The following is a 25,822-nucleotide window of genomic DNA, read 5'->3' as shown; positions in this document are numbered from 1 at the left end:
AGCCTTTCGCTATGGGTCGCATCTACAGATTCCTGGCCGGAACTGCGGCGGTATCGCTGGTCGCGGGGAGCGTTGTCGCCGGGGGCGCGCACGCCGCGCTCGCCGAGCAGCTGTCGTGTGGAGTGTCGTCCGGGCGAGAGCCGGAACGGGCGGCCCCCGAACAGGTTGGACTGGATTCGGGAGTACTTGCGGACGCCGTGGCATTCGCGAGCGCGCGTAATCGATTGAATGTGCAGGTGTTCCGGCACAACTGCCTGATCGGTGAGGGACCGAACAACGACGCGACCGGAAATGTCGCCTGGAATATCTGGAGTGCGACGAAGAGCGTTGTGTCGTTGCTCGCCGGAATAGCCTGGGATCAGGGGAAACTCGATATAGCAGCGCCGATCGATCGGTATCTGCCGCCCGGACTCGGTGATGCGCAGCATCGGTCGATCACCGTGGAGAACCTGCTGACCGAATCGTCCGGCCTGGCGGTGGCTATAGTCTCCGAGGGTATCACCGGGGTGATTCCGATCGATCCGAATGGTGCCGTGCAGGCGCTCGGAGTGCCGTTGGAGAATCCGCCGGGCGCGGCATTCGGTTACAGCGAACGCGCTGTCGATCTGCTCGCCTATGTCATCGAGTTGGCCATGGGTGAGCCATTGCAGCAGTTCGCGCAACGTCAGCTTTTCGATCCGCTCGGCATCGAACGCAGTGATTATTATTGGGCGCGCGATCGCGCCGGTCACACCTACGGATACGCCCATCTGCTCATGCCGCCGAACAATTTCGCGAAGCTCGGCCTGCTGGTGAGCAATAACGGACGCTGGGGCACACGGCAACTCATCTCCGAGACCTATCTGCGCATGGCACGCCAGCCGTCACCAGCGAACAAGTGCTTCGGCTACCTGTTCTGGATCGGCCTCGGATGCTCTGAGAACTCCGGCTTCCAGCCCGCCGACATGTACTTCATGGTCGGACTCGGCATGCAGAACGTCTTCATCGTGCCGAGTCTGGATTTGACGGTGGTGTGGACCGGAGTCTTCGGAAGTGTCAGCAACCAGGGCATTGCGGAGTCTCTGCAGAACACCACGGAGCTGCCGCACGAATTCTTCCGCCGACTGTTCGCGGCATTCCAGGACCATCCGGTGCCCGATCCCGGTCCGTATGTCGAACCGCCGCAACGCGAGGATTTGGGCGACTACGTGGATACGAATCTGCTGATCGCCGTCTTCGGTGTCGGGCCCGCGGCATATCCGGGCTGCAATGTCTTCAGCTGCCTGAACTACCCGTTGGCGCCACCATTTGCGGATACCCCGCCGGGCTGCGTCGTTCAAGTCTGCCTCGGGCCGGATCCGCGCACGCCCGGCATCCGCTGAATCGGACGCCGAAGACGGGGCGCCCATCAGCTCGGAAATCCGGCGTCAGCGATCATGTTTCGCCACTTGCTCTTGCGATCCCGTCCTGCCGGCAGCTGCGAAGTTGATGTGTACATCAAGAGGTTTGATAATACGCATGCAGGGAACGGGGCCGCTACCGTAGGACGCGTCCAAGGTGACGAGGCCGGTGTTGGGATGGTGGGAAAGGGGACGCCGACGTGGGTTTCGGGACGCGGGTCAGGGCTGATCTGTTGTGGGCCAAGAACAATGCGGAGAGCGTGGTCGCGGTTGTCCTCGCGGTCACGATGAGTGTGCTCGGAATTGTCGATGTCATTCCCGCCGACTTGGTCGGCAAGGTGATTCCGTTGACCCTTGGTGTGGTTGCCTTCGCAATGCTGCGCGACCGGTGGCGCCAGGAGTTGTTGAACGAGAAGGTCGAACAGACCATCACCGATATCGCTGACACGCTGCACCAGTTGCATGAACGTCTGGATCGTACCGCCACCATCGACGGGCTGCTGACCAGCACGCAACGGACGCTCGATGGTCTGACAGCGATTCGGTTCGCGGTCGGCAGCGAACTGTCGGATGCGCTGGCGCAAGCCCGGTCGGGCACTGATCGCTGGATCTTCAAGGGTGGCACCGGTGCACATACGCGGGTGGTCACTCTCCCGGACTGCGTTCAGCAGGCCCTACACAATCGCCGGGAACTACTGGTGCGCATGGAGATACTCGATCCGATGAATATGGAGGTGTGCGAGCGGTACGCCGCGCTCTACCGTTCGCTGGCCGAGGGTTCCAACGACGACGCACTCACCTGGACCGGGAAGGGAACCCAAATCGAGCTGTTCGCCACGATCCTGTCGGCCTGCTGGTACAAGCAGCGCCTGCCTCACCTGCTCGACATTGAAATCGGTCTCACTTCGAAGGTGTCGATGTTCCGATGGGACCTTTCCTCACGCTATCTCATTGTGACGCAGCGTGGCCCGCGGTTCCCGGCGATGATCATCGAGCGGGGCAGGCCGTATTACGACTCGTGGAGCATCGAGTTGCGGACCAGCTTCGGTGAGACCCGCCGGATTCCCATCGATCGAGCACTGAGGGTCGAGCTGGCCGAACAACCCCGAGCCGAGGAGGTCCGAGGTTTGTTCGACGCGCTGGAGCTGAGCCTGCCCGCCGACTATGACGACGCCGATGTGGCCGATATTGTGACGAAGGCCCTGCGGGACAGCGGTCGTCCGCTACGGGGCGCGGGAGACCAGCTCGGCGTCGGATAACGCGGACCTCTCCCGACCGAGATGCCACTCCGATCGGTCGCACGGCCTACCTGTCCAAGGGTCGACATGCATCGCTGCCCTAGGTTGCGTCCGGACGGGTAGCGGCGGCCGATCTAAACGCAATTTCCTGCTCGACCTTTACTGGACTAACACATCCCACCACCAGGCTGCTGCGGATTCAATATCATCGACACCTGATGCCTGCGCACTCGCGAACCCTCGGTTCGTGGCCGGGAGCAATTGTCAAATTCTGTGGACCGGTGGAGATTCATGCCGCGAGGGTTTGGGAGCGGCCGTGTCAGTGGTGTTCTCTACCCTGCCGTGCATGACCCGGCCCTGGACTCGACTGCACGAACACCTCCACGCTCCTGCCAGCCCCTCGCCCGCGAGCTGGTCGGCACCGATCCCGATGGGGTGAACACTCGCCCCTCGTCTGGCGGCACGCTGCCCGTGGCGTCGCTACGCGACGGTAGGCCCTCGTCGGTGGGGAGGGTGTGAGGGAGTGTTCAGGCTCGATGGCGAGGTGCATGTCAGCTACGGCCAGATCTATGTTGAGAGCGACCCCGAGAGCTTCGGCCCGGACCTCGAGGAGGCGTTCGCCGGGCAGAGCGCAGGACTGTGCGGCGCCGCGATACCCGGTGCACTTTGGCTGACGACCGGGCTGCACTCCGGCGACGTCGGTTTCACCGTCGAAGTGCGCGGCCAGGCTCCACCGCTCGATCCGGCATGGGAAGACGTCGTGGAGGTCTCCTTCCACCCGGTCTCGGCTCACAGCCGGCTGATGCAGTGGGCAGGCGAGGCCTCCTGGGAACTGGACTTGAAAGAGATCGACTACCGGGTGCGGTACTGCGCGCAGGGCATGGACCAGGCACGGCAGAAGGACACCAGACTCGACGATGAGCCACTGCTGGACCGTTACCTGCTGCAGTTCTGGCCTGCCCCGCCCAAGCCGGACCGCATAGTGCGGCAGACCGCGGAGAACGCGGCCTACTGGCACGGCTATGCCCGCCAGCAACCACCGCCTCCTCCATCCGAATAACGCGCGGAAGCCGAGCTCCTGGCCCGCCTCGCCCAGGCGGGCCTATTCGCCTCGTGGCCCCGTTGGGACGATGCGATTCGGGCATCGGCTATTCCCAGCGTCGGGATAATGGGTTCTGTCGATGCTCGGCGCGGTTGGCAGACGGTGGTCGGCATCCGGATAGCTGATGGGCGAAAGGTGTGGTGCCGTCCTGGCGGGGTAGGCAATCGATCGAGAGCCCGGCATCTCGCTTTCGCCTGTCACCGCGGTGACGGCGGTTCATGCTCGAAGGGGATCCTCGCCGTAGCAAAGGAGCTGATATGTCCACCATCCATTTCACGGAGACGACGACCGCGACGCCCGAGCAGTTCGTCTCGGCGCTGACCGATTTCGGGCCGGGGCGCTCGCAGGTGTTCGGCAACAGCACCGATGAATATCTCGAGGTGCACGCCCAGGGCCGCAGCGAGGCCGATGTCACCGAGGGCTCGCGTGGTATCTGGGAACGGCTGCACTACGACTGGTCGGATCCCGATCATGTCGTCATGACGACCACCGACTCCAATGTGTGGGGCGGGCACTCGGGCCACACGTACACCTTCGCTCGTCGGCCCGACGGGAAGACCGATATGGATGTTGTGGTGGTGCGTGAGGGCAAGAACCTCAGGGGCCGGGTGCTCGGGGTGGTGGTCGGCACGGTTGGCAAGCGTGTGCTGAGGCAGGCGCTGGAAAACAGCGTCAAGGCCGTCGAGGCCCGCAACCGCGGCACCGGAACTGCGCAACGCCCATGACCTCGTAGGGAGTAAAGGGAGTCAGCAGTGACCGCTGTTCATCACCGCTTCGCGACAGTGCAGGGCCAGAGTCTGTTCTATCGGGAGGCCGGCCCCGCCGACGCCCCGGCGATCGTGCTGCTGCACGGCTTCCCGACCAGCTCATTCATGTTCCGCAACCTTATCCCCGCGCTGGCCGACCAGTACCGTGTGATCGCACCGGATCACCTCGGGTTCGGGCTGTCAGCCGCTCCCTCCATCGACGAGTTCGACTACACCTTCGACGCCTTGGCCGGCTTGACCGCCGGGCTGCTCGAACAGCTGCGTGTGACGCGCTACGCGATCTACGTTCAGGACTACGGCGCGCCGATCGGTTGGCGCCTTGCGTTGGCTGACCCGCAGGCCATCACCGCGATCATTACGCAGAACGGCAACGGCTACGACGACGGCTTCGTGGACAGCTTCTGGACCACCGTCTGGGACTACCAGCGCGCGCAGACACCGGAGACCGAGGCCAATATCCGCACCGCGCTGACCCTGGAGACCACCAGGTGGCAGTACCTCACCGGCGTCGCCGACGAGAGCCTGGTCAGCCCGGATACCTGGCAGCACGACTTCGCGTTGCTGTCGCGGCCGGGCAACGACGCCATCCAGCTGGCGCTGTTCCGCGACTATGCGACCAACCCGCCGATGTATCCGGCGCTGCACGAGTATCTGCGCCGCTGCCACCCGCCGCTGCTGGCGGTGTGGGGCAAGGGAGATGAGATCTTCGGCCCGGAAGGCGCCCGCGCGTTCGCCGAGGATGTACCAGAGGCTGAAATCCACCTGCTCGATGGCGGGCACTTTCTGCTCGAGAGTGCCGGCGACGATGTCGCCGAACTGATCCGCGACTTCATGAGTCGCGTAACCCTCACTCGCTGACCTACGCAGAATCCCTGGGGCGCTCATCAGGAGACACCGAAGCCCGGTATCGCGCGAATTCGCCTCCAGCGAGCACATCGGCCAACTCTCGACCGGCGGGAAGGAGAAAGCAATGGGTTTGGCATGGCAGCAAGGACCGTTGTCGACCAGGTCGGTAGGGCAGTTCCTGGTGGCCGAGCCGCTGCCGGAACGGCTGTTGTTCGCCGAACCACTCCGCAGACGAATGCGTGTGCAATTCGGTGGGCAGTGGATGGCCGACAGCGAGGACGTCGTCCTGCTGCATGAGCCGGGCCGCTACCCGGTCGCGTTCTTCCCGCGCGCCGAAATTCGCGAGGGTGTCCTGGTGCCGGAGACGCACACGACGACACATCGCGACCTCGGACCGACGACGTGGTTCAGCGTGCACAGCGCGGACAATCAGGCGCAGCGAGCCGCTTGGCAGTACACCGACCTCCCGGTCTACGCCACCGTGCTGCGAGACCGCGTCGCCTTCGCTTGGCGGTTGATGGACGCCTTCTACGAAGAAGACGACCGCATTGTCGGCCACGCGGCCGACCTCTACCACCGCATCGACATGCGCCGGACCTCACGGCACCTGGTCGTCCGCGACGGTGATCGGGTCGTCGCCGAGACCCGACGGCCGGTCGCGCTCTACGAATCGGGCTTCGCGCCTCGCTGGTACGTCCCCCGCGAGGACATCGACGACTCCGCCCTGACCCCGGTGCAGGGCCAGACGTTTTGCCCCTACAAGGGTCTGGCCAGCTATTACGACATCGGGCAGCGCAGGCGTGCGGCATGGTCGTACCGGGAGGCATGGCCCGAGGTTGCCGCGGTGTCGGGGTGGGTATCGTTCGAACCCGACATCGTCGATGTATACCTCGACGGTAGGAAGCTCGTCCTCGAACCGGGCCAAGTCGTCATACCGCATGGCATCGACCGAGGTCTCGACCCCGACGAGCTGCGGCAGCGGAGTCGGGTCCAGCCTCGGTAGCAACCTCGCTGATGGTGGGTCCGAACTGAACGCTGCCGGACGGGCACGGTCGACAACATCGCCGATGCCGCGCTGTGGCAGGAGGGAGGCGAGCGGGATGCCACAGCTGTTATCACTCAACATCGGGCTACCCAAGGACGTGCCGTGGCATGGCCGGACCGTCCACACCGGCATCTTCAAATACCCCGTCGCGGGGCCGCTGATGGTCCGCAAGCTCAATATCGACGGGGACGGCCAAGGCGATCTCGAAGGTCACGGCGGCGAAATACGCGCCGTACTCGTCTACCAACGTCAGTCCTACGACTTCTGGCGGCACTACCTCGGACGCGACGACCTCGAATACGGCCGGTTCGGTGAGAACTTCACCGTCGACGGCCTACCAGACGACGAAGTCAACATCGGCGACCGGTATCGCATCGGTGACGCCGAATTCGAGGTCACCCAACCCCGCGTCACCTGCTTCCGGGTCGGCATGCGCCTGGGCGAACCCGAGATGCCCGCGCTGCTCGTCGCCCATCACCGGCCCGGCTTCTACTTCCGGGTCATCACCGAAGGCCACGTCCGAGCCGGTGACGAGATCGTGCGTACCCGCCTGGGTCGGCACCGAATGAGTGTCGCCACGATCGACGCGCTGCTCTACCTGCCCGATCGCGACATCGACCAACTCCGCACAGCGGTCGACATCCCCGCACTCAGCCCGGGCTGGCAGGCATCGTTTCGCGACCTGCTCGACGCGGCGACCAGATCACCCACCAGCCCAGCACTGCCTGGTACCGAACCCGTCGGTTGGCCCGGCTTCCGGCCACTGCGTGTCTCGCGCGTGGTACCTGAGAACGCAGCCGTGACGTCGATCTACCTGGAGGGCGAGGATCACCGCCCGCTGCCCCGGCCGCAACCCGGCCAGTACCTCACCCTTCGCCTGCCCGGCGCAGCCGAACCAGCACCGGTACGCAACTACTCGCTGTCTGCGGCTCCATCCGACCGTGGGTACCGAATCAGCGTCAAACGTGAGGCGCACGGCGTTGTGAGCACCTACCTTCACACGCGCCTCCGGGCTGGCGCAGTGCTCGAAATCGCCTCCCCGCGAGGCGAGTTCGTTCTACCGGAGGGCAACGACACCAGCCCCGTGGTCCTGCTGTCCGCCGGAATCGGAGTGACCCCGGTCCTGGCGATGCTGCACACACTCGCCGCCGCCCGCAGCACACGCGATATCTGGTGGGTGCACGCTGCGCGCTCAGCTGCCGAGCACACCTTCGCCGACGAGGCCCATCAACTTCTGAGCTCCCTTGTCCACGGCCATGAGCATGTTTTCTATACCCGCGAAAGCTCTGCGGCGAACCTCGCCCCGGCGGTCACATCAGGTCGCCTCAACTACGACGCCTTGGCCGCGCTTCACCTGCCCATGGCCGCGACCGTTTATCTCTGCGGGCCCGATGCGTTCATGACTGCCATGCGTGCGGCGCTCACGGAACTCGGCTTGGACGCCACCAGCATCCGCACCGAGTTGTTCGGGTCACGGCCGGCGATCAATCCCGGCCTCACCGGTGTCACCCGCGCAGCCCCGCATCCACCGCCCGGGCCGCTGGGCACCGGGCCTCGCATCGCCTTTAGCCGCAGCGGACTCACGGTGCCATGGAGCGACGACTATGCCACTGTCCTCGAATTCGCCGAAGCCTGCGACATACCCACCCAATGGTCCTGCCGCACCGGCGTCTGCCACACCTGCCAGACGCCGATTCTCGCCGGTACGGTCCGCTACGACCCCCGGCCGCTGGAACCCCCAGCACAAGGCACCGTGCTCGTCTGTTGCTCACAACCCGAGACGGATCTCATCCTGGATCTCTAGCGGGCAGTGTCCGATCCGGTTTCCGGATCAACCGGGCCAGCCCAGATCACCGGAACCTACCGGCGTCCTCGTTCCACGGACCGGCACCGGCGTTGAGCGTCAGATTCATCAGTGAACATCAGGGCCGCTGTTAGGTGGGCGGCTTGCGACGTCGATGACCACCGCACTGGTGCTCGACGCGATCGAACATGGCAGCAGTGGTACTTCCGCGGTTTCGCGGTAGCCCGTAGGTGGCATGGAAGGCCGCGGCCTATGAACGGGTCGCTCAGCCCTGCCGAGTCGGGCGAATGGTCAGGTCGCCGATTTCGACGTCGTCGGGTTGGTCGATCGCGAATGCGATCGCCCGGGCCACCGCGATGGGGTCGATACCGAGATCGGCCATGTGCTGCTCGGCTTGCTCGCGCACGGCCGGATCGTCGACGGCGTTGTCGATGAGCTCGGTGCGGACGTAGCCGGGCGAGATCGAGGTCGTCCGCAGGACTCCGTCGGTGCTCTCCTGCCGCAGGCCCTCCAGGAGGGTGCGCACCGCGTTCTTGGTGCCGGCGTACACCGCTTGGGTGGGGACGATCTTCAGGCCGGAGGTCGAGACGACGGTGACGAGGTGGCCGCTGCCCTGACGGCGAAATACCGGCAGGGCCGCGGCGATCCCGTGCAGGATCCCTTTGACGTTCACGTCGATCATTGCCGACCAGCCCGCGACGTCCAGGTCGGCGACGGGGCTGATCCTGCTGACCCCGGCATTGCCCACCAAGACGTCCAGACGGCCGAAGCGCTCGACGGTGTAGTTGACGAGTGAGTGGAGGTCTTCAGGACGGGTGACGTCCACGCGCGCGGCGGCCGCCTCGCCGCCGGCGGCTTCGATTTCGGCGACCAGCCGGTCCAGCCGGTCGGTGCGGCGGGCGCCGAGGACGACGGCCGCACCGAGTGCGGCGAGGTGATGGGCTGTAGCTTCGCCGATTCCGCTGCTGGCGCCGGTGATGGCGACGACCTTGCCGTGAATGGTCATGACGATCCTCCGCCTATAGTGGACACATGTCCGGTTACCCCGACGACCTTAGCGGACACGTGTCCGATTCTGTCAAGAGCGGCGGAGCGCGCCGGGCGGACGCGCAGCGCAACCGCGAACGGATCCTTCGCGTGGCACGCGATCTCGTGCGCGAGCCGGGAGAGCTGAAGCTCAACGCGGTCGCGAAGGCCTGCGGCATCGGGCAGGGCACGCTGTATCGGCACTTCCCGACACGTGAGGACCTTCTCGCCGAGGTGTATCGCCATGAAGTGGACGAGCTGGTCGCCGCAGCTGCGCACCTGCTGGCAACACACCAGCCACTGGATGCGTTGGCGGCGTGGTTCGACCGGGTGGCCGCCTACGCCCGCGTCAAGCGCGACGTATTCGCCGCCGTCGAGGCAGCGACGTGGCGTGGCCTCGCCGCCCATAGCCTCGGCCCGATCGGTGAAGCGGTGGAGTTACTGCTGGCGGCCGGTCGCTCGGCCGGCAGCGTCCGCGCCGACGCCGAAGCCCGCGACGTCATCGTGCTCATCAGCTGGCTGTCGCGGCTGGACGACGCCGAACTCGACGCGCGAGGGTCGCGGTTGCTGTCGATCCTCGTCGACGGTCTCCGCGCACACCGCCCCTGAGACGAATACGCCGTGAGCGTGGCAGTTGCGGACATCGTGACCGCCGCTGGTCGCGCGGACCGAACCGGCCAATGCGGAGCACGGTCGTCGTCACGCCGAGGCCGACGAGGGTGAGCGGCTGCGCGCGGTCGTGCACGCCCGCCCTGTTCACCGATGTCGCGTCGTCGTGCTCCAGGGCGATTTTCGGCATGATCGAATCCGACGAGGACGTCGTCGATCGGGCGATCGCACGGCGCGGACTCGACCCGGACCCGGTGCCGGTGAATTTTCTGATTCCGTTCGATGAGGCGGCGGGTCTCAGAGTCTGGTGTAGTTCGCTTGGTCGTGTTCGAACGCCGTCAGGATGTCCGGTGTCAAAGTCAGGCGGGTGTTGGCAATGGCGGTGAGGTAGTCCTCGAGGTTGGCGGGTTCGTTCATTCCGTCGCGCATCGCGCGCTCGAACGCCGATTGTGCACCGGCGCGGGCGGCGTACTCGATGTCGGCGGGGGTGAAGTGGGCTGTGGTGCGCACCAGATGGTCGAGGTCGATGTGCTCGGCGGCGGGGCCGAGGTAGCGCCGCCAGATCGCTTCGCGGGCGGGTTCGTCGGGTGGACCGACCGGTATCACGTAGTCGAAGCGGCCCGGCCGCAGGAACGCCGAGTCCAGTGAACGAACCGAGTTGGTGGCACAGATCAGCAGGCGGCTGTAATCCTCCCGGAAGGCCGGAATCAGCTTGAGCAGCTCGTTCGTTACGCCATGCGCCGCGCTGGTCGCCGTTCCCTCGCGTGCGCCCGCGATCTCCTCCACCTCGTCGATGAACAACAGAAGTTCGTCGAGTTCGGCCAGGTCCGCGAACACCTCACGCAAGGACGCAGCGAGCCCGCCGCTTGCCGCCGCGGCCAACCGGGACGGGAACAACTCGACGAACGGCCACCCCAGTCTCGAGGCGACCGCTTTCGCGAAACTGGTCTTTCCGGTGCCCGGCGGCCCGAACAAGATCACGCTCTTGGGTGGCTTGACCCGATAGAGCTCCGCGACATCCGGGTTCGCCAACGGCAACACGATCCGTCGTTCGATGATTTCTTTTTCCCGATCCATCCCCGCCATCGACTGCCACAACCCGGGTGGCAGCAGCCGACCACCCAGCTCGGTCAGCAAAGAAGACTGCGCGGGTGCCAACGGCTCCAGCAGTTCGTAGTAGACCAAACCCGTCTTGCACAGATATCCGGAATTCTCGAACGCGACCGTCCCGGTGGCATCCTGTGGGAGGAGCGTGCAGATTCGCCGCACTCCATTCGACCGCAGCCGCCGCTCCAGTTCGGTCAGCAGCGCACTACCGATACCGCGCCGCCGCCAGTGGGTACCCAGCGCTACCAGCAGGACCCAGGCACGCTCGCTCTGGACCTGGGCGACCGCCATTCCGACGATTTCCTCGCCGACCTCGGCCACCACCGCCGGCTGCCCTGCTCGCGCGGACGCCAACACCTCCGCCAACGCGAACACCGGGTCCTCCCCGGTCGCCCGGCTCTGCTCCCAGATCTGGATTGCCTGATCCAGATCATCGTCACGAAATTCACGCAGTCGCCATACCGGCATACGCACCTCGAACTGCCATTGGAGGGTGGGCCAACTGAGACGCTCTTTCAGTAAACACCCACAGAGGGCGTGAGCAAGGCGGGGCGCAAACCTCGGGCAAATGCAGTCCGTCGCAGGAACCACGTGCCGCCTGTGGGGCTGGCCGGTCTCGTCCAGACCGCGCTGTCGCTCGATCGACGAAGTAGCGCAGCGGCGAGCAGCAGGTCGAGGCTAGGTCAGCTCGATCCACTCGATGACGGCGCCGTGAGCGTATGCCACCGTGGCTTGGCGGCGACCGTCCGCTTGCTGGATGCCGCGCTCGCTGTCGCCGCCGAGCGCCAGTACGGCATCCAGGTCGTCGACCACGATCGCCGCCTGTGCGCCACGCACCTTGTCGAGCTCTTCGGCGGCGCCTGCGATAACCAGGGCCGACCCCACCACGGCGACTTGCAGGTCGTATATCGGGTGGCGGTACTCGAGTTCGCGACGGCCGTAGACGGCCTCGAACAGCGCCATGGCCGACGGGAGATCGTCGACGTAGAACCGGGTGAGCGTGCGAAATACCTGCATATCTAGTCCTTTTCCGGCGGTCGCGTCAGCGCCCGCTGAGACGCTCGACGACAGGCGCGAACGCCTGCATGACAGATTGATCACTGTCCTGAACGACGATGTACGACAGGCCGTACATCTTCCGACGTTCCTCCAACTGGTCGCAGATCTCGTCGACGGTTCCGGCCAAGGTAACGGGGGCGTCCAGGATGTCCTCGGGGGAGAGACCGACCAGGGGAGCGATCGACTCGGCGAAGCCCATGCGGTCCGGACCCACGTACACGAGGTTCACGAGCACCTGCAGCTCGAGTTCCTCGAAACGTGGCCCGGCCGCGTCGCGGATCCACTCGAGGCGCTCCAGATAGTGGTGGCGCACGGCCGTCGCCGCGGTCTCGGCGCTCACCACGCCGCTCGACAGCTTCGCCGCGACACCGATGATGTCGGCATGCTGAGCGGCCAAGGTCAGCACACGTCGCCCACCTCCTCCGATGATGAGTGGCGGGCCACCGGGTGTGTGCGGCCGGGGCGTGCAGACCGCTTCCTGGAGCCGGTAATGGCTGCCGGTGAAGCTGAAGGAGTCCGCGGACCACAGCCCGCGCAGGATCTCGACCGCCTCGCCCAGCCTGGCAATGCGGACTCCCGGCGGATCCATCGTCAGGCCGGCCCGCTCGTAGTCGGCCGTCATCCAGCCTGCGCCGATCCCGAGTTCGACTCGACCTTCGCTGAGCAGGTCCAAAGCGGCGATCTCTCGGGCGAGCACCAGCGGGTGCCGGAAGTCGTTGTCGATCACCAGCGTCCCGACCTTCAGCGTGGTCGTCGCCTCGGCCGCGACCGTCAGCGGCACCAACGGTGACCAGGCATCGTGGAAGTGGTCGGGCAGGAAGAGGCTCGAGTATCCGAGATCCTGCGCCCGGCGGGCCAGCGACCGCCACGCGGCCGCGTCGGGTGCGTGGCGCTGTTGGGTGCCGAAACGGAATGGGGGCGTGCTGGTCATGACCGCTCCGGGATGACGGGAAGCAGGAGGTGGCTCGGGTACTCGCCCCCGAGGTGCAGGGTGGTTGTCCCGCCGTAAGTCGACGGAGGCCGGTCGGTCGGGTCGTCGTGGTCGAGCGGTCCGGGGCCGTCGGCCCCCGGCGGGCGGTAGTCGGTGCCGGCAACGGTGAGTGCCAGCCGGTATCCCGCAGGCGCGACGAAGCTCGTCGGCTGGATCTCGATGTCGAGGCGGTACACCTCGCCGGGAACGAGCGGTTGCATTTCGTCATGGGCGTGGAACGGTCGATACGGTAGCGAGCGCTCCTCGTCGAGCTTGCGGTGCGATGCTCGCAGCCACCCCAGACCGATCGGCACCTGCATGTGGTGGGCGCCCTCGAAGGTCACCTCGGTCCCATCGCCGTCGAAGGCGCGCAGCGCCACGAACAGGTCAGCGTCCGACGTCGTCGAGCTGACCCAAAGGACCAGGGCGACAGGGCCGGTGATCTCGACGTCGGATCCGAGCGGGCTCGTCATGAACGTCAGCGACTCGGTCAGCGCGTCGAAGCTCACGCGCCTCGGGTGGGCGTCCGCCGAGCCGGACTCGAGGTCGAGCCGGTGGTCGGCGGTGAGGGCCGCGGCCGTCCAGACCGTCCGCGGGATCGGCCAGGCTGCTTCGGCCCGGCGCTCGCTCGATTCAGGCCGTCGGATGAGGAGTTGGACGGGAGCCTCGGCGTCCCAGCCGTTGTCGACGCCGCGGAGGAAGTGGTCGAAGAACCGCCGCTGCAGCTCGACCCCATAGGAGAGGTAGAAGTCGTGAAAATGCACGCCCGAGTGCGTGAAGAGCCACTTGTGGCGCGAGCCGGCTCGAACGAAGCCCTCGATGTTGCCGCGCAGATGCAGCCCGGCACCGCCCCAGTTCGCCGCGGACAACAGCGGCACCTCGATACGGCCGAGGTCGGGTGTCCGCTCCCAGTAATACGGGCCGTCGAGCGGCCGGAACAGGGCGCTCGACGCGATCGGTGCCCGGTTGAGATCCAGCTGCGCCGGGCTGAGCGCAGGCCCCGTCGTGGGCTCGTCGCTGAACCGGTCGTGGTACGGCGTGTCGCCGTTCCCGTGCTGGTTCACCATGATCTGGTTGATCCACCACATCGCCGGATAGCGGTTCGAGAGGATCCCGCCCGGATGACTGGTGTCGCGATAGAGGTCGCAGGAGCCCTCCCACGGGATCATGGCGGCCAGGTGGGGCGGCCGCAACGCGGCGACCTGCCATTGGTTGGCGGCCAGGTATGACACACCGATCAGTCCCACACGGCCGGACGACCACTGCTGCGTCCCCGCCCACTCGATGACATCGACGTAGTCGTTGGTCTCCCTCGGCGAGTAGGGGTCGTAGTAGCCGGGTGACTTGCCCTGGCCTCGGACGTCGACGGTCACGACCACATACCCGTGCGGCACCCAGCGCTCAGGGTCGACAAACTCCCAAGCGATCAGACGACCGGACGATCCGTCCTCGACGACCTCGGGACGGCGTTGAACGAAGTCGGCCCACTCGGCGGCGTAGGCAGCGCCGATCCATGGGTCCTTCCCGTACGGCCCTTGGGCGACGAGGACCGGGTACCGGCCAGGTTCGTCCGGGCGGAAGACATCCGCGCGAACGCTTGCGCCGTCCCGCAGGGGAATCTGGATGTCGTGCTCGAACCGGATCCCGGCCGGCACGCCGTCAACGCTCGGCATTGCCGGAGTTCTCGTTGGTGATCTGGGTCGCGGCGGCGGCCTTCATGGGCCGCGTACGCGAAAACTTTGGTGCCTCGTGACCTTCTTTGGTCATACCTTCGTCCGTTCTAATGCAACTTCATGTTGCCATAAGGTTATCAGTCGCTATCCGGCAATGGCAACACACTGTTGCGTTTACGGCAGACCTTCCGCGCGGTCTGACGATTTCGCCGCAACAATCAGTTGCGTTAACGTTATTGCCCGTGAGCACGGACCAGCCCTACGACGCTGTACGTCAACGGCCGGGAGGCCGCAGCGCTCGAATACGGGCCGCGGCTCTGCACGCCGCGCTCGAGGAACTCGCCGAGGTCGGCTACGCCGCATTCTCGCTGGATGCGGTGGCCCGCCGCGCCGGCGCCCACAAGACCACGCTCTATCGCCGTTGGGGGACGCCGGACGACCTGCTCCTGGAAGCGATGACCGAGGCGGCGCAGGAATCGGTGCCGATCCCTGACTCCGGTGCGCTCCGCAGCGACCTGCTGGCCTACCTCGAGGCGATCGTGGAGAACCTACGGTCACCGTTGGTCGACGCGGTCGCTCGGGTTTACGCGGCGGAGGCGCCGCGCAACCCGCGATTCGCCGAAACGGGACGGCGGTTCTGGGCGATGAGGTTCGCCTCTGCCCGGCCCATCACAGAGCGGGCGATCGAACGAGGCGAACTTCCGGAGTCGACCGATCCGGACCGGATCATCGAACTCCTGCTCGGTCCGGTGTACCTGCGACTCCTGGTCACCAACGACGCCTTCGACCGCCCGTTCGTCGAGAACACCGTCGATTTCGTCGTGGCCGGAGCCACCGCCGGGGGAGGAAGGCGGGCCGCGGGGGTAAAGCCGGTCGACCAGAGCGGCGGCGATACCTCGGCGACGGCTCCCTGAGCGTCTGACGAGCAGCTGACGGCCGCTTCCGTTGCCGCGCCGCGACGGCCCGGTTCATGCCACAGCCCGGCCGCCACAACGAATCCGGAACGTCCGCTGGGAATTTGCTCGACGGCGCGACACAATATTTGCAGGGATGAATGTTCCAGGGTGATCGGTCGTGTTCGACAGATCACCTCGCCTGCACTGATCGGAGGCGGAACTGACGACATGCATCGAGACGGACAGCGCCCGAAAGGGCTCAGTGTTTCCGCGCTGGCGGCGGTAGCGAACCCGTCGTACTCGCGAATCGACACGTGGAATCTGCTCGACGACGCGTGCTGTCGGCTCGCCGATGTCAATCGTGCCGGGCTGGACACCACCCACGAAGCCGCCCGGGTGCGGCGCCTCCTCGATCGTCTCAGCGCCTACGAGCGGTACTGGCTGTACCCAGGTGCGGTGGGACTGGCGGAGTTTCGCGGATTTGTCGCCGATCTCGCGACGGCGCGGCTCACCGAGGAGGTGTCGCTGGCCGTACGCCTGCTCTCCGAATACGGCGACGGTGCGGTCGTGTTCGACACCTCCGTGCCGTTGGCCGATCAGGAACTCGTGGCGCGGGCCAAACAGCAGCAGTTCTTCACCATCTTGCTCGGCGACGATTCCCCGCCCGAGGCCCCTGAGAGTCTGGCGGAGAGCCTGCGGGCGCTTCGCGACCCCTCCGACGATGTGCGGTTCGAGCTGCTCGTCGTGTCGAGCATCGAGGACGCGATCACCGCGGTCGCGTTGAACGGCGAGATCCAGGCCGCGATCATCCGGCATGACCTGCCGCTTCGCTCGAGCGACCGGGTGCCGTTGATGACCACGTTGCTCGGCGCCAACGACGACGTGGTCGTGACCGACCGCACCCAGAACTGGGTCGAATGTGGCGAGTGGATCAGGCAGCTGCGGCCGCATATCGACCTGTATCTGCTCACCGACGAGTCGATCGCTGCCGAGACCGAAGACGAGCCGAACGTCTACGACCGCACGTTCTATCGGCTCAACGATGTCACCGACCTGTACAGCACGGTGCTCGCCGGCTTCCGGAGCCGGTTCGCCACACCGTTTTTCGACGCCCTGCGCGCCTATGCGGCCGCGCCGGTCGGCCAATTCCACGCCCTGCCCGTCGCGCGTGGCGCCAGCATCTTCAACTCCAAGTCGCTCAAGGATATGGGCGAATTCTATGGCCGCAACATCTTCATGGCCGAGACGTCGTCCACCTCCGGCGGGCTGGACTCGCTGCTGGACCCACACGGCACGATCAGGACGGCGATGGACAAAGCCGCGAAGACATGGTGTGCCGATCAGACGTACTTCGTCACCAACGGAACATCCACCGCGAACAAGATTGTCGTGCAGGCCCTGACGCGACCGGGCGACATCGTTCTGATCGACCGCAATTGCCACAAGTCGCACCACTACGGCCTGGTGCTGGCCGGGGCGTACCCGATGTACCTGGATGCCTATCCGCTCGAGCCGTTCGCGATCTACGGAGCCGTGTCCCTGCACACGATCAAGAAGGCGCTGCTCGACCTCGAGGCGGCCGGACAACTGGACCGAGTGCGCATGCTGCTGCTCACCAACTGCACTTTCGACGGCATCGTCTACAACCCCCGGCGCGTGATGGAGGAGGTCCTGGCGATCAAGCCGGACATTTGCTTCCTGTGGGACGAGGCGTGGTACGCGTTCGCGACCGCGGTGCCGTGGGCACGGCAGCGGACCGCGATGGTGGCTGCCGAGCAACTCGAATCGACATTGTCCTCGCCCGGGTACGCCGAGGAATACCGCGCGTGGCGCGCGTCGATGCAGGGGGTCGACCGCCCCGAGTGGAGCAACCGCCGACTGCTTCCCGACCCCGGGCGCGCGCGGGTACGCGTGTATGCGACGCATTCCACTCACAAGTCGCTGTCGGCGCTTCGGCAGGCGTCGATGATCCATGTTCGCGATCAGGATTTCAAGGCTCTCGTTCGAGAAGCGTTCGGTGAGGCGTTTTTGACCCACACCTCCACGTCGCCGAACCAGCAACTGCTGGCGTCGTTGGACCTGGCGCGTCGGCAGGTCGATATCGAGGGCTTCCAGCTGGTCCGCAATGTCTACGACATGGCGCTGGTCTTCCGTCACCGCGTCCGCAAAGACCGGCTGATCGGCAAGTGGTTCCGCATCCTCGACGAGGCCGACCTGGTGCCCGACGAGTTCCGGCCTTCCGAGGTGAGCTCGTACCGGCAGGTCAGGCAGGGTGGTTTGGCAGAGTGGAACGAGGCGTGGCGCTCCGATCAGTTCGTGCTCGACCCGACTCGGGTCACCCTGTTCATCGGCAAGACCGGCATGAACGGGTTCGAGTTCCGCGAGAAGATCCTGATGGACCGGTTCGGTATCCAGATCAACAAGACCTCGATCAACAGTGTGCTCTTGATCTTCACGATCGGCGTCACCTGGTCGAGCGTGCACTACCTGCTCGACGTGCTGCGTCGGGTGGCGACCGACTTCGAGCGCAGCAAGAGCGCGGCCGGTAAGGCCGATCAAGCCCTGCAGCAGCGCCGAGTCGACGAGATCACCAAGGATCTGCCGGCGCTGCCCGACTTCAGTGAGTTCGACAGCGTGTTTCGTCCTTCCGCCGCCAGCTCGTTCGGCGACATGCGTTCGGCGTTCTACGCCGGGTATGAGGAGTCGGACCGCGAACATGTGCTGCTCGGCGACGCCGGGCGACGGCTCGCCAAGGGCAAGACCCTGGTGTCCACCACCTTCGTCGTCCCGTACCCGCCCGGCTTCCCGGTGCTGGTCCCGGGGCAGGTGCTCTCGACGGAGATCCTGTATTTCCTGGCCGAGCTCGACGTCAAGGAAATTCACGGATACAACCCCGACCTCGGGTTGTCGGTCTTCACCGAGGCCGCGCTCGCGCGGCTGGCCGCGGCCCGGCTCGCAATTGCCGCGGCGTCCGACGGTGCGCCGGAGGCAGCTCCGGCGCGGGCACGCCACAACCGGGTAGGGATTTCGTGAGCTGTCCGGCAGCCTGTCCTGGGTAAACCCTGGAGGTTTCTGGGCAGGGGACCGGTGGAGCGGGGCCTTATGACCGGCACAAGGCGCCGTGACCGATGTTGTGGAACGACATGACCGATGTTGTGGAACGGCCAATTTTCTATAGTTGATCCTTCCAGGAATCGGCCATTGGCGTGTTGGAGTGCGGTGTGGAGCTGCGGGACATCGAGATCTTCTTGACGCTGGCCGAGGAGTTGCATTTCCGCCGCACCGCCGAACGTTTGCACATCACCCAGGCTCGGGTCAGCCAATCGATCAAGAAGCAGGAGCGCCGCATCGGCGGGCTGCTGTTCGACCGTTCGACGCGAGTTGTGCGACTCACGCCGCTCGGCGAACAGCTGCACCGGGAGCTCCGTGCCGGGTACCGGCAGATTATGGACGGTGTCGAGACTGTGTCCGCCGTAGCGCGCGGTATGGCGGGTGTGCTGACGCTGGGCAGTATGGGGCCACATCCATCGGTGCTGGTCAACGCCATCGAGCTGTTTCAAGCCCGGCATGTGTCGGTCGAACTGAACCATCGTGAGATCCAGCCACCGGCGCCACTGGAACTGCTGCGGTCCGGTGAGGTCGACGTCGCGCTGGTGTGGCTGCCGGTGCGTGAGCCCGACCTCACGGTCGGGCCGGTCACCCACACCTCGTCGGTGATGTTGATGGTCGACGCCGGGCATCGGTTTGCCGCGCGTGAGTCGATCTGCCTGGAAGACCTCGGCGAGTGCGTCATTGTGGCGGGACGGTCGATTCCGCCCTATATGGAGGAAGCGCTCAACCCTTTCCACACCCCGACGGGTCGACCGATCGCGCGCGGACCCGCGGTCTCTACTTGGCACGAGCTTCTCAATACGGTGGCCGCTGGACGGGTCGTGGCCGCGGTCGCGGCAGAGGCCGAGCGCTTCTACCCGTGGCCCGGCTTGGCATTCGTTCCGATCCGCGACGCACCGACCTGCCGGTGGGCGCTGGTGTGGCGCACAGCCGCCGAAAGCCCGCTGATCCGCGCCTTTTCCCAGGCGGTAGTCGACACCCGTGATGGTGCGCGGCAGGACGTTTCGGCGCGCGCCGGATCGCCGACAACCGTGGAGTAATTAGGCCTCGCTCGCATCGCAATGGCGTGAGTTCGGCTGGCCGACAAGTGGAACCACGATGCGGCGCGTCCGAAACGGGTCAGCAGCCGGGGGAGCGCGGTGTCGATCGAGGCAGGGCCTCGACCGCGAGAGCCTCGCGTCCTTGGTGATGACGGTGCGGAGGAGCCACATCGCTACCGATGCGCACGAGAGTGAGGTCTGCGATGGACGGTGTATCCGACACGTCACCGCAGGTACGAAGCGCCATTCACATCGAGAACGGCGCCCGAACTCCACGTCGCCTCCGGTGCGGCGAGATAGCGCACGGCTGCGGCGATCTCGGCAGGTTCGGCTACTCGCTGAAATGGGCTTTGTGCGCGTACCTCGTCGGTGACCCGATCCGCGACCCGTTCGGTGGCGACGAACCCTGGTGCGACGGAGGCCACCACAATCCCATAAGGCGCCAGCGATATTGCCAGTGATTGCCCCATTGCCTGCACCGCGGACTTCGTCGCACCATAGGCGGGATGGTCGGGCTCGCCGCGAAACGCGCCGCGCGAGCCCACATTGACGATGCGTCCGGATACGCCACGCTCGATCATGTGCCGCGCCACCCCATAGGAGACGTTGGCGGTGCCGAGCAGATTGACGTCCACCGACCGGCGCCAGACCTGCTGCCACTGTTCATAATCGGTCGACGGCAGCGGATGCGGCAGATTGACCGCCGCGTTGTTGACCAAGACGTCTATCCCTCCGAGCCCAGCCACGGACGCGTCGACGATCGCCGCGGCATCCGCCGGATTCGCGATATCTCCGCAGATCAGGACATGCCCGTCGCCGGGCAGCTCGCGCAGCGTCACCTCCGCGTCGGAGCGACGCGACGAATAATGCACCGCAACCCGATCACCGACCTCCGCGAACGCAGCCGCCACGGCTCGTCCGATTCCTCGGGATGCACCAGTTACCAATACACCGCGGCTCACTCACCAACCCCAATCGTTCTTTCGCCGGTCGTGCGCCGATAACGGCGTTCCACGATCCCGGCAGACCCAGTTAGCCTGCAGCAAGCGGGACTGACCTCGGGTTCCCAATTCTGGGGATGGATGATACTCGAATCGCGTATGTCCCTGGCGCGTAGAGGATTACGGATGGCGCTGTTCGTGGGTCGGCAGCTGAGCGACGATCGGGGGCTGCGATGAGTCCTACCGCTGATCACTATCGGATCATCCCGTCGCTGACCGTTCCCGGTTACGCATCGGAGACGCTCCAAGGCATCGTCAGGGCCACTCACGCGGCGGTTCAGGCCAACGTTGACAACCTGGGTGCGGGTACGCCGTCCAGGGCTCCGAAATTCGTGAAACTGCTGCGGGACAACAACCTTATCGACTATAAGAACCAGTCGATCTCGACCACCAACCACAACAAAACTGTGTCCACGCTGAAGGACATCGAAGCCTCGATGGAAGGCAACGACGAAGGCGTCGATAGCTCGACCTATGGGACCTACACCGTGGCGGGCGACGCATACGACGAGATCGAGAAAGCGGTGAAGAAGCTCCAAGTCATCATCGATGACGCGCCCGGACCGACTACTGATACGACAGGCAGACAATACTGGCCGGAATCGGTGGAGGGTCCACTGCGGATCGCATGCGCCTCCACCGCCGCAACGGTGGAGCAGCAGATGCTCGACGCCGTGACCGATATCCAGCGGCATGCCGACCACATCAACAACTCCGCACCCGAAAATCCGACGAGCGGCTTCTATGGCGGGATCACGACGGCCTTGACGACCGCGTGGTCCGGTCACAGCTATGTGCCGCCCGTCGATGCGAGCACCATCGACAAGATCAAAGGATTCGCCGAGAACGAACTCGGCGTCGCCGAAACCGGAACCAACCACGTGAACCGGCCGTACAACATCGACGACGCATGGTGCGCGTCCTTCGCCACCTGGGTCTGGAAACAGTCCGGCATCGACGTGCACTGGAACAACCCGAACTACGTGCCCAGCGTCTGGTCCGACGCCGCGAGCAAAGGCTTGGCCGACAGCAACATGGCGAGTGCCCGCCCCGGTGACCTCATTGTCTTCGCTGGTCAAAACCACATCGGTGTGGTGGTGGCCCGCAGCGGCAACACCATCACCACGATCGAAGGTAACTCCGGCGACGCCGTACGTCAGCACACCTACAACATCTCCAGCGGACGGTTCACCGGCGTCGTGCACCCGCCTGCGGGTTCGAACACCACGGTCGCCGTGTAGCCGGTAGGCCCGTGCGGCATCACCACTGTCACGTTGCTGCATCATTGCTACGACGCTGCTCCGACATTGCCGCCCGGCGGTCGGCGAGACCGTATGGTCGGTCACGCCGAGATCATTCTGCGAGAAGGAGGGCGACTGGAATGCCGAAGTATCTGTGGCGGGTCGGCTATTCACCGGAGGGGGCGCGCGGTGTGCTCGCGCAGGGCGGCAGCGCCCGCCGAGCGGCCATCACCGAAATGGTCGAGAGTGTGGGCGGCCATGTGGACGTTTGCTATTTCGCTTTCGGTGAGGATGATCTGTTCGTAATCGGTGATGTGCCGGACGAGGTTTCGGCGGCGGCGCTCGCCATTCGCACCGCTGCTTCCGGTGCGGCGATATCGCACACCGTGGCGCTGCTGACCCCTGAGCAAATCGACGAAGCCGTCGCTCGGGAGGTCACCTATCAGCCGCCCGCGGAGTCTTAGCGTTGTCGCGTCCGGCGCGTCCTGAGCCGGGGCTGTGGTGGCCAAGACAGCGGGTGAATCTGTTTCGCCGTCCCTCCTGACTCGCTGATCGAGGAACCGGTACGTCCGCTGGCGCACCGGTAGCAAACGTCGAACGCTGATCGTCGAGGTCTCCCGTTGGTTCACGAGCCGGTGGGTGGTATCGGCGCAACTGGTCGTCGCCGATCAATGAGGCGCACAGACACGCGACAAACCAGCCCAGGTTGTCCCGTGTCAGGTCACGCAGCAGTTGGCGAGTTCGATTCCGGCGCAGATGATTCGGTGGAAGGTCGCGTCGGGTTCGGCTGCCGGAGTGTCGGCGTCGGATCGGTCGAGGTCGGTGGGGAGGCGGTGTAGACCGATCGCCAGGTCGGGGTCGGATGTCGTTGTGCGGCAGTACCGCGGGCCATCCTGCCGTCGGGGAAGGCGCTGTGCATGCGGGTGTTTCCCGTTGGGGGCCAGCGATTTCGGTGGGCCAGCGGCGTGGATGATCCAATCTCATTGCGCGGGAAGGGCGTTCACCTGGGCGAATTCTAACCCCTATTGATTGTGCCAATATTCGACGGTACATTGATTGACGATTTATTCCCGTCACCGGAGGAGACCAACCGATGGCGACAGTTCGTCCCGATCCTGAGGTGTCGGCGCCCACGAATGCGCTGCATGCTGAGGATGCGGGCTATCACAAGGCGTTGCGCCCGCGCCAGCTGCAGATGATCGCGATCGGCGGCGCGATCGGAACCGGACTGTTCCTGGGTGCGGGTGGTCGGTTGCACACTGCCGGTCCCGGACTGTTCCTGGTGTACGCGGTCTGTGGCATTTTCGTGTTCTTCATCCTGCGGGCGCTGGGCGAGCTGGTGTTGCATCGTCCGTCCTCCGGATCGTTCGTTTCCTACGCGCGTGAGTTCTATGGCGAGAAGCTGGCTTTCGCAGTCGGGTGGATGTACTTCTTCCACTGGTGCATGAGCGGGATCGTGGACATCACCGCCATCGCCACCTACGTCCATTACTGGGGAACGTTCCACGTAGTTCCCCAGTGGTTCATCGCGTTCATCGCCTTGGCGGTCGTCGTCGCGATCAACTTGGTATCGGTGCGCTGGTTCGGTGAGCTCGAGTTCTGGGCGGCATTGATCAAGGTGGTCGCGTTGGTCGCATTCCTGATCATCGGAACCGTCTTCCTCACCGGTAGATTCACCATCCAAGGTCAGTCCACCGGATTCGGCGTGCTCACCGACCACGGTGGGTTGTTCCCGACCGGTTTGTTGCCGCTGGTCACTGTCACCACTGGCGTCGTATTCGCCTACTCTGCAGTGGAATTGGTCGGTACGGCGGCGGGCGAGGCGGAGAATCCGGAAAAGATCATGCCGCGGGCCATCAACTCGGTCATCGCCCGCATCGCGCTGTTCTACGTCGGATCGCTGGTGCTGCTCGGCCTGCTGCTGCCCTATACCGCCTTCAAGGCCGGTGAGAGCCCGTTCGTCACGTTCTTCGCGAAACTCGGTGTGGGGGGCGCTGACTCGGTCATGAATCTGGTGGTGCTGACCGCGGCTTTCTCCAGCCTGAATGCGGGCCTGTACTCGACCGGGCGCATCCTGCGCTCGATGTCGATGAACGGCAGCGCGCCCGAGGCGGCCGCGCGGATGTCGAGTGGAGGTGTGCCCTATGTCGGCATCCTCGCCACCGGTGCCATCGCGCTGACCGGCGTCGGATTGAACGCGGTGGTGCCCGAGCATGCCTACGAGATCGTGCTCAATATGTCCGCGCTCGGCACCATCACCGCCTGGGCGGCGATCATCCTGTGCCAGTTGAAACTGTGGCATTGGTGGCGTAGGGGCTCGGCCGAGCGTCCGTCGTTCCGGTTGATCGGTGCGCCGTACACGAGTATCGCGACGCTGGTATTCCTCGCCGGAGTGGTCGCTTTGATGGCCTCCAGTGACGACAGCGTGCAACGTGGCGCGGTGATCGCGGCAGGGGCCATCATGGTGCCGGCATTGGTCGGCGGATGGTTCCTGACCCGCGGCCGAGTACTCGCCATCGTGCAGCAACGCAACCACGATTCCCGATAACACTGCGCTCGTCACGGCTGAAAGACATCCCAGGAGCTTGAATGTCAAGCAGCAGTGGTTTTCTCGACATGGTGGGGCCATGCCGTGGCCTCGTTGTAGAGGGTTCCGGTTTTGAGGCAGCCGTGCAGGATGCCCACGAGCCGGTTGGCGAGTTGACGCAGGGCGGCGTTGTGGCCGACACCGCGGGCTCGCTGGCGGTCGTAGTAGGCGCGGGCCCCCGGGGACCACAGCATCGCGGTGAACGCTTGTGTGGTGAGGGCGTCGATGAGCCGGTCGTTGTGCACGAACCGGGCCAGGGCGACTTTCTTCTTGCCGGACGCGCGGGTGATCGGGGAGGTGCCCGCGTAGTTCTTGCGGGCTTTGGCGCTGGCGTAGCGGTTGGGGTCGTCGCCGAACTCTGCGAGCACCCGGGCACCGAGGACCGGTCCCAGACCTGGCTGGGACAAGATGATCTCAGCGGCCGGGTGCTTCCCAAAATGGGCCTCGACCTGCCCTTGCAAGACCTTGATCTGAGTGTTGAGGACGGTCAGAACCGCCAGCAGCGCCTGCACCGACGCGGCGTAGGCGTCGGACACGACCTCGGGCTGGCCGAGCTGGGCGCAGCGCAGTGCGGTCTGGATGGCTGCGGCTTTGTCCGCGATGTCGCGGCGGCGCGCCCGTTTCAACGCGGCGCTGATCTGGGTGATCGTCAGCCGGGCCGCCTGAGCCGGGGTAGGAGCCTTGGCGAGCAGTTCCAGGGTGTCAGCGGCGTCCAAGTCGTCGAAAGCGACCAGCGCGGCGGGGAAGTAGTCACGCAGTGCGTGCCGCAACCGCTGGGTGTGGCGAGTGCGTTCCCAGATCATCGTCTTGTGGGTACGGGCCACGACCTTCACGGCCTCGACACGTGCGGAATCCCCAGCGACAGGCCTCAATTCATGCGAGTGGGTGCGGACCATATCCGCCAGCACGTGAGCGTCGCCGGCGTCGCTCTTGGCGCCGGAGACCCCCAACCGGTCACGGAAGCGGGCCGCCTGCAACGGGTTCACCGCCAGCACCGTGTATCCGGCAGCAACCAGCGCCCCAACCCAGGGACCTCGGTCGGTTTCGATCCCGACCAGTACCTCGGCCTCGCCGGCGTCGTCGCCGACCAAGTCCCCAACGATCGCATGCAACCGCGCCATCTCGGTCACGCCCTCGGACAGGCGTGCCTTGGCCAGCCGCCGACCGGAACCGTCCATAACCTCCACATCGTGATGATCCTCGGCCCAGTCGTCCCCAACGAACAGTCTCAACAATCCTCCCGTTCTCGATGCCGATCACCGTCGAGCAGCCAGCGAGAGAACCGTCAGCGACCTAATCAAGCAGTGCTCACATCACCACG

Annotated in this window: 21 protein-coding genes; 14 read left to right on the top strand and 7 right to left on the bottom strand. The window is 65.3% G+C overall.

The window, feature by feature from the left end:
- Positions 1-11: 11 nt before the first annotated feature.
- From ACQP0C_RS27195 to ACQP0C_RS27165, 7 genes are all read left to right on the top strand, one after another.
- Positions 12-1,361: a serine hydrolase domain-containing protein gene (locus ACQP0C_RS27195; protein WP_433724398.1), complete on the top strand. Its 1,350-nt coding sequence runs from the start codon at positions 12-14 to the stop codon at positions 1,359-1,361.
- A 218-nt stretch (positions 1,362-1,579) separates the two neighbouring features.
- Positions 1,580-2,638, top strand: coding sequence for a hypothetical protein (locus ACQP0C_RS27190; protein ID WP_433724396.1), 1,059 nt, complete (start codon positions 1,580-1,582; stop codon positions 2,636-2,638).
- Between the two features lie 502 nt (positions 2,639-3,140).
- Positions 3,141-3,677, top strand: coding sequence for a hypothetical protein (locus ACQP0C_RS27185; protein ID WP_433724394.1), 537 nt, complete (start codon positions 3,141-3,143; stop codon positions 3,675-3,677).
- A gap of 299 nt (positions 3,678-3,976) precedes the next feature.
- Positions 3,977-4,444 (top strand): hypothetical protein, encoded by a 468-nt coding sequence (locus ACQP0C_RS27180; protein ID WP_433722254.1) that lies wholly within the window; start codon positions 3,977-3,979, stop codon positions 4,442-4,444.
- A gap of 27 nt (positions 4,445-4,471) precedes the next feature.
- Complete coding sequence (locus ACQP0C_RS27175) at positions 4,472-5,344, top strand: alpha/beta fold hydrolase (RefSeq protein WP_433724392.1); 873 nt, start codon at positions 4,472-4,474, stop codon at positions 5,342-5,344.
- A 112-nt stretch (positions 5,345-5,456) separates the two neighbouring features.
- Positions 5,457-6,335, top strand: coding sequence for a DUF427 domain-containing protein (locus ACQP0C_RS27170; RefSeq protein ID WP_433724390.1), 879 nt, complete (start codon positions 5,457-5,459; stop codon positions 6,333-6,335).
- A gap of 97 nt (positions 6,336-6,432) precedes the next feature.
- Positions 6,433-8,181, top strand: a complete 1,749-nt coding sequence (locus ACQP0C_RS27165; RefSeq protein WP_433724388.1) for an MOSC domain-containing protein — start codon at positions 6,433-6,435, stop codon at positions 8,179-8,181.
- Positions 8,182-8,446: 265 nt separating this feature from the next.
- On the opposite strand, the gene ACQP0C_RS27160 is transcribed toward ACQP0C_RS27165, so the two are convergent.
- Positions 8,447-9,187 (bottom strand): SDR family oxidoreductase, encoded by a 741-nt coding sequence (locus tag ACQP0C_RS27160; protein WP_433724386.1) that lies wholly within the window; start codon positions 9,185-9,187, stop codon positions 8,447-8,449.
- 26 nt (positions 9,188-9,213) lie between these two features.
- Between ACQP0C_RS27160 and ACQP0C_RS27155 the strand changes: the two genes are divergently transcribed.
- On the top strand, positions 9,214-9,816 hold the full coding sequence (locus tag ACQP0C_RS27155) for a TetR/AcrR family transcriptional regulator (protein WP_433724384.1): 603 nt from the start codon (positions 9,214-9,216) through the stop codon (positions 9,814-9,816).
- Between the two features lie 297 nt (positions 9,817-10,113).
- Here ACQP0C_RS27155 and ACQP0C_RS27150 read toward each other — a convergent pair whose 3' ends face one another.
- From ACQP0C_RS27150 to ACQP0C_RS27135, 4 genes are all read right to left on the bottom strand, one after another.
- Positions 10,114-11,391 carry an ATP-binding protein gene (locus tag ACQP0C_RS27150; RefSeq protein ID WP_433724383.1) on the bottom strand — a complete coding sequence of 426 codons (1,278 nt, stop codon included), beginning with the start codon at positions 11,389-11,391 and terminating at the stop codon, positions 10,114-10,116.
- A 210-nt stretch (positions 11,392-11,601) separates the two neighbouring features.
- Entirely contained in the window at positions 11,602-11,940 is a 339-nt protein-coding gene (locus ACQP0C_RS27145) for a hypothetical protein (RefSeq protein ID WP_433724381.1), read from the bottom strand.
- A 25-nt stretch (positions 11,941-11,965) separates the two neighbouring features.
- Positions 11,966-12,913 (bottom strand): TIGR03621 family F420-dependent LLM class oxidoreductase, encoded by a 948-nt coding sequence (locus ACQP0C_RS27140; RefSeq protein ID WP_433724379.1) that lies wholly within the window; start codon positions 12,911-12,913, stop codon positions 11,966-11,968.
- The gene (locus ACQP0C_RS27135) at positions 12,910-14,625 is read right to left on the bottom strand and encodes a CocE/NonD family hydrolase (RefSeq protein WP_433724377.1); all 1,716 of its coding nucleotides are present in this window, start codon (positions 14,623-14,625) and stop codon (positions 12,910-12,912) included. The genes ACQP0C_RS27140 and ACQP0C_RS27135 overlap by 4 nt, the downstream gene beginning before the upstream one ends.
- Before the next feature lie 242 nt (positions 14,626-14,867).
- On the opposite strand from ACQP0C_RS27135, the gene ACQP0C_RS27130 reads away from it, so the two are divergent.
- From ACQP0C_RS27130 to ACQP0C_RS27120, 3 genes are all read left to right on the top strand, one after another.
- Positions 14,868-15,539 (top strand): TetR/AcrR family transcriptional regulator, encoded by a 672-nt coding sequence (locus ACQP0C_RS27130; protein WP_433724375.1) that lies wholly within the window; start codon positions 14,868-14,870, stop codon positions 15,537-15,539.
- A 210-nt stretch (positions 15,540-15,749) separates the two neighbouring features.
- Positions 15,750-18,554 carry an aminotransferase class I/II-fold pyridoxal phosphate-dependent enzyme gene (locus tag ACQP0C_RS27125; protein WP_433724373.1) on the top strand — a complete coding sequence of 935 codons (2,805 nt, stop codon included), beginning with the start codon at positions 15,750-15,752 and terminating at the stop codon, positions 18,552-18,554.
- Positions 18,555-18,742: 188 nt separating this feature from the next.
- Positions 18,743-19,672, top strand: coding sequence for a LysR family transcriptional regulator (locus tag ACQP0C_RS27120; protein ID WP_433724371.1), 930 nt, complete (start codon positions 18,743-18,745; stop codon positions 19,670-19,672).
- Positions 19,673-19,896: 224 nt separating this feature from the next.
- Here ACQP0C_RS27120 and ACQP0C_RS27115 read toward each other — a convergent pair whose 3' ends face one another.
- Positions 19,897-20,634, bottom strand: a complete 738-nt coding sequence (locus ACQP0C_RS27115; protein ID WP_433724369.1) for an SDR family NAD(P)-dependent oxidoreductase — start codon at positions 20,632-20,634, stop codon at positions 19,897-19,899.
- Between the two features lie 212 nt (positions 20,635-20,846).
- Here ACQP0C_RS27115 and ACQP0C_RS27110 point away from each other — a divergent pair, with 212 nt between their 5' ends.
- From ACQP0C_RS27110 to ACQP0C_RS27100, 3 genes are all read left to right on the top strand, one after another.
- Positions 20,847-21,914 carry a CHAP domain-containing protein gene (locus ACQP0C_RS27110; protein WP_433724367.1) on the top strand — a complete coding sequence of 356 codons (1,068 nt, stop codon included), beginning with the start codon at positions 20,847-20,849 and terminating at the stop codon, positions 21,912-21,914.
- A gap of 140 nt (positions 21,915-22,054) precedes the next feature.
- Entirely contained in the window at positions 22,055-22,378 is a 324-nt protein-coding gene (locus ACQP0C_RS27105; RefSeq protein ID WP_433724365.1) for a GYD domain-containing protein, read from the top strand.
- A gap of 629 nt (positions 22,379-23,007) precedes the next feature.
- Positions 23,008-24,462 carry an amino acid permease gene (locus ACQP0C_RS27100; protein ID WP_433724363.1) on the top strand — a complete coding sequence of 485 codons (1,455 nt, stop codon included), beginning with the start codon at positions 23,008-23,010 and terminating at the stop codon, positions 24,460-24,462.
- A gap of 44 nt (positions 24,463-24,506) precedes the next feature.
- On the opposite strand, the gene ACQP0C_RS27095 is transcribed toward ACQP0C_RS27100, so the two are convergent.
- On the bottom strand, positions 24,507-25,733 hold the full coding sequence (locus ACQP0C_RS27095; protein ID WP_433724361.1) for an IS110 family transposase: 1,227 nt from the start codon (positions 25,731-25,733) through the stop codon (positions 24,507-24,509).
- Positions 25,734-25,822 lie beyond the last annotated feature (89 nt).

The sequence above is a fragment of the Nocardia sp. CA-129566 genome, from assembly GCF_050956075.1.
GTDB lineage: Bacteria > Actinomycetota > Actinomycetes > Mycobacteriales > Mycobacteriaceae > Nocardia.
This window is presented reverse-complemented; position numbering and strand designations above follow the sequence as displayed.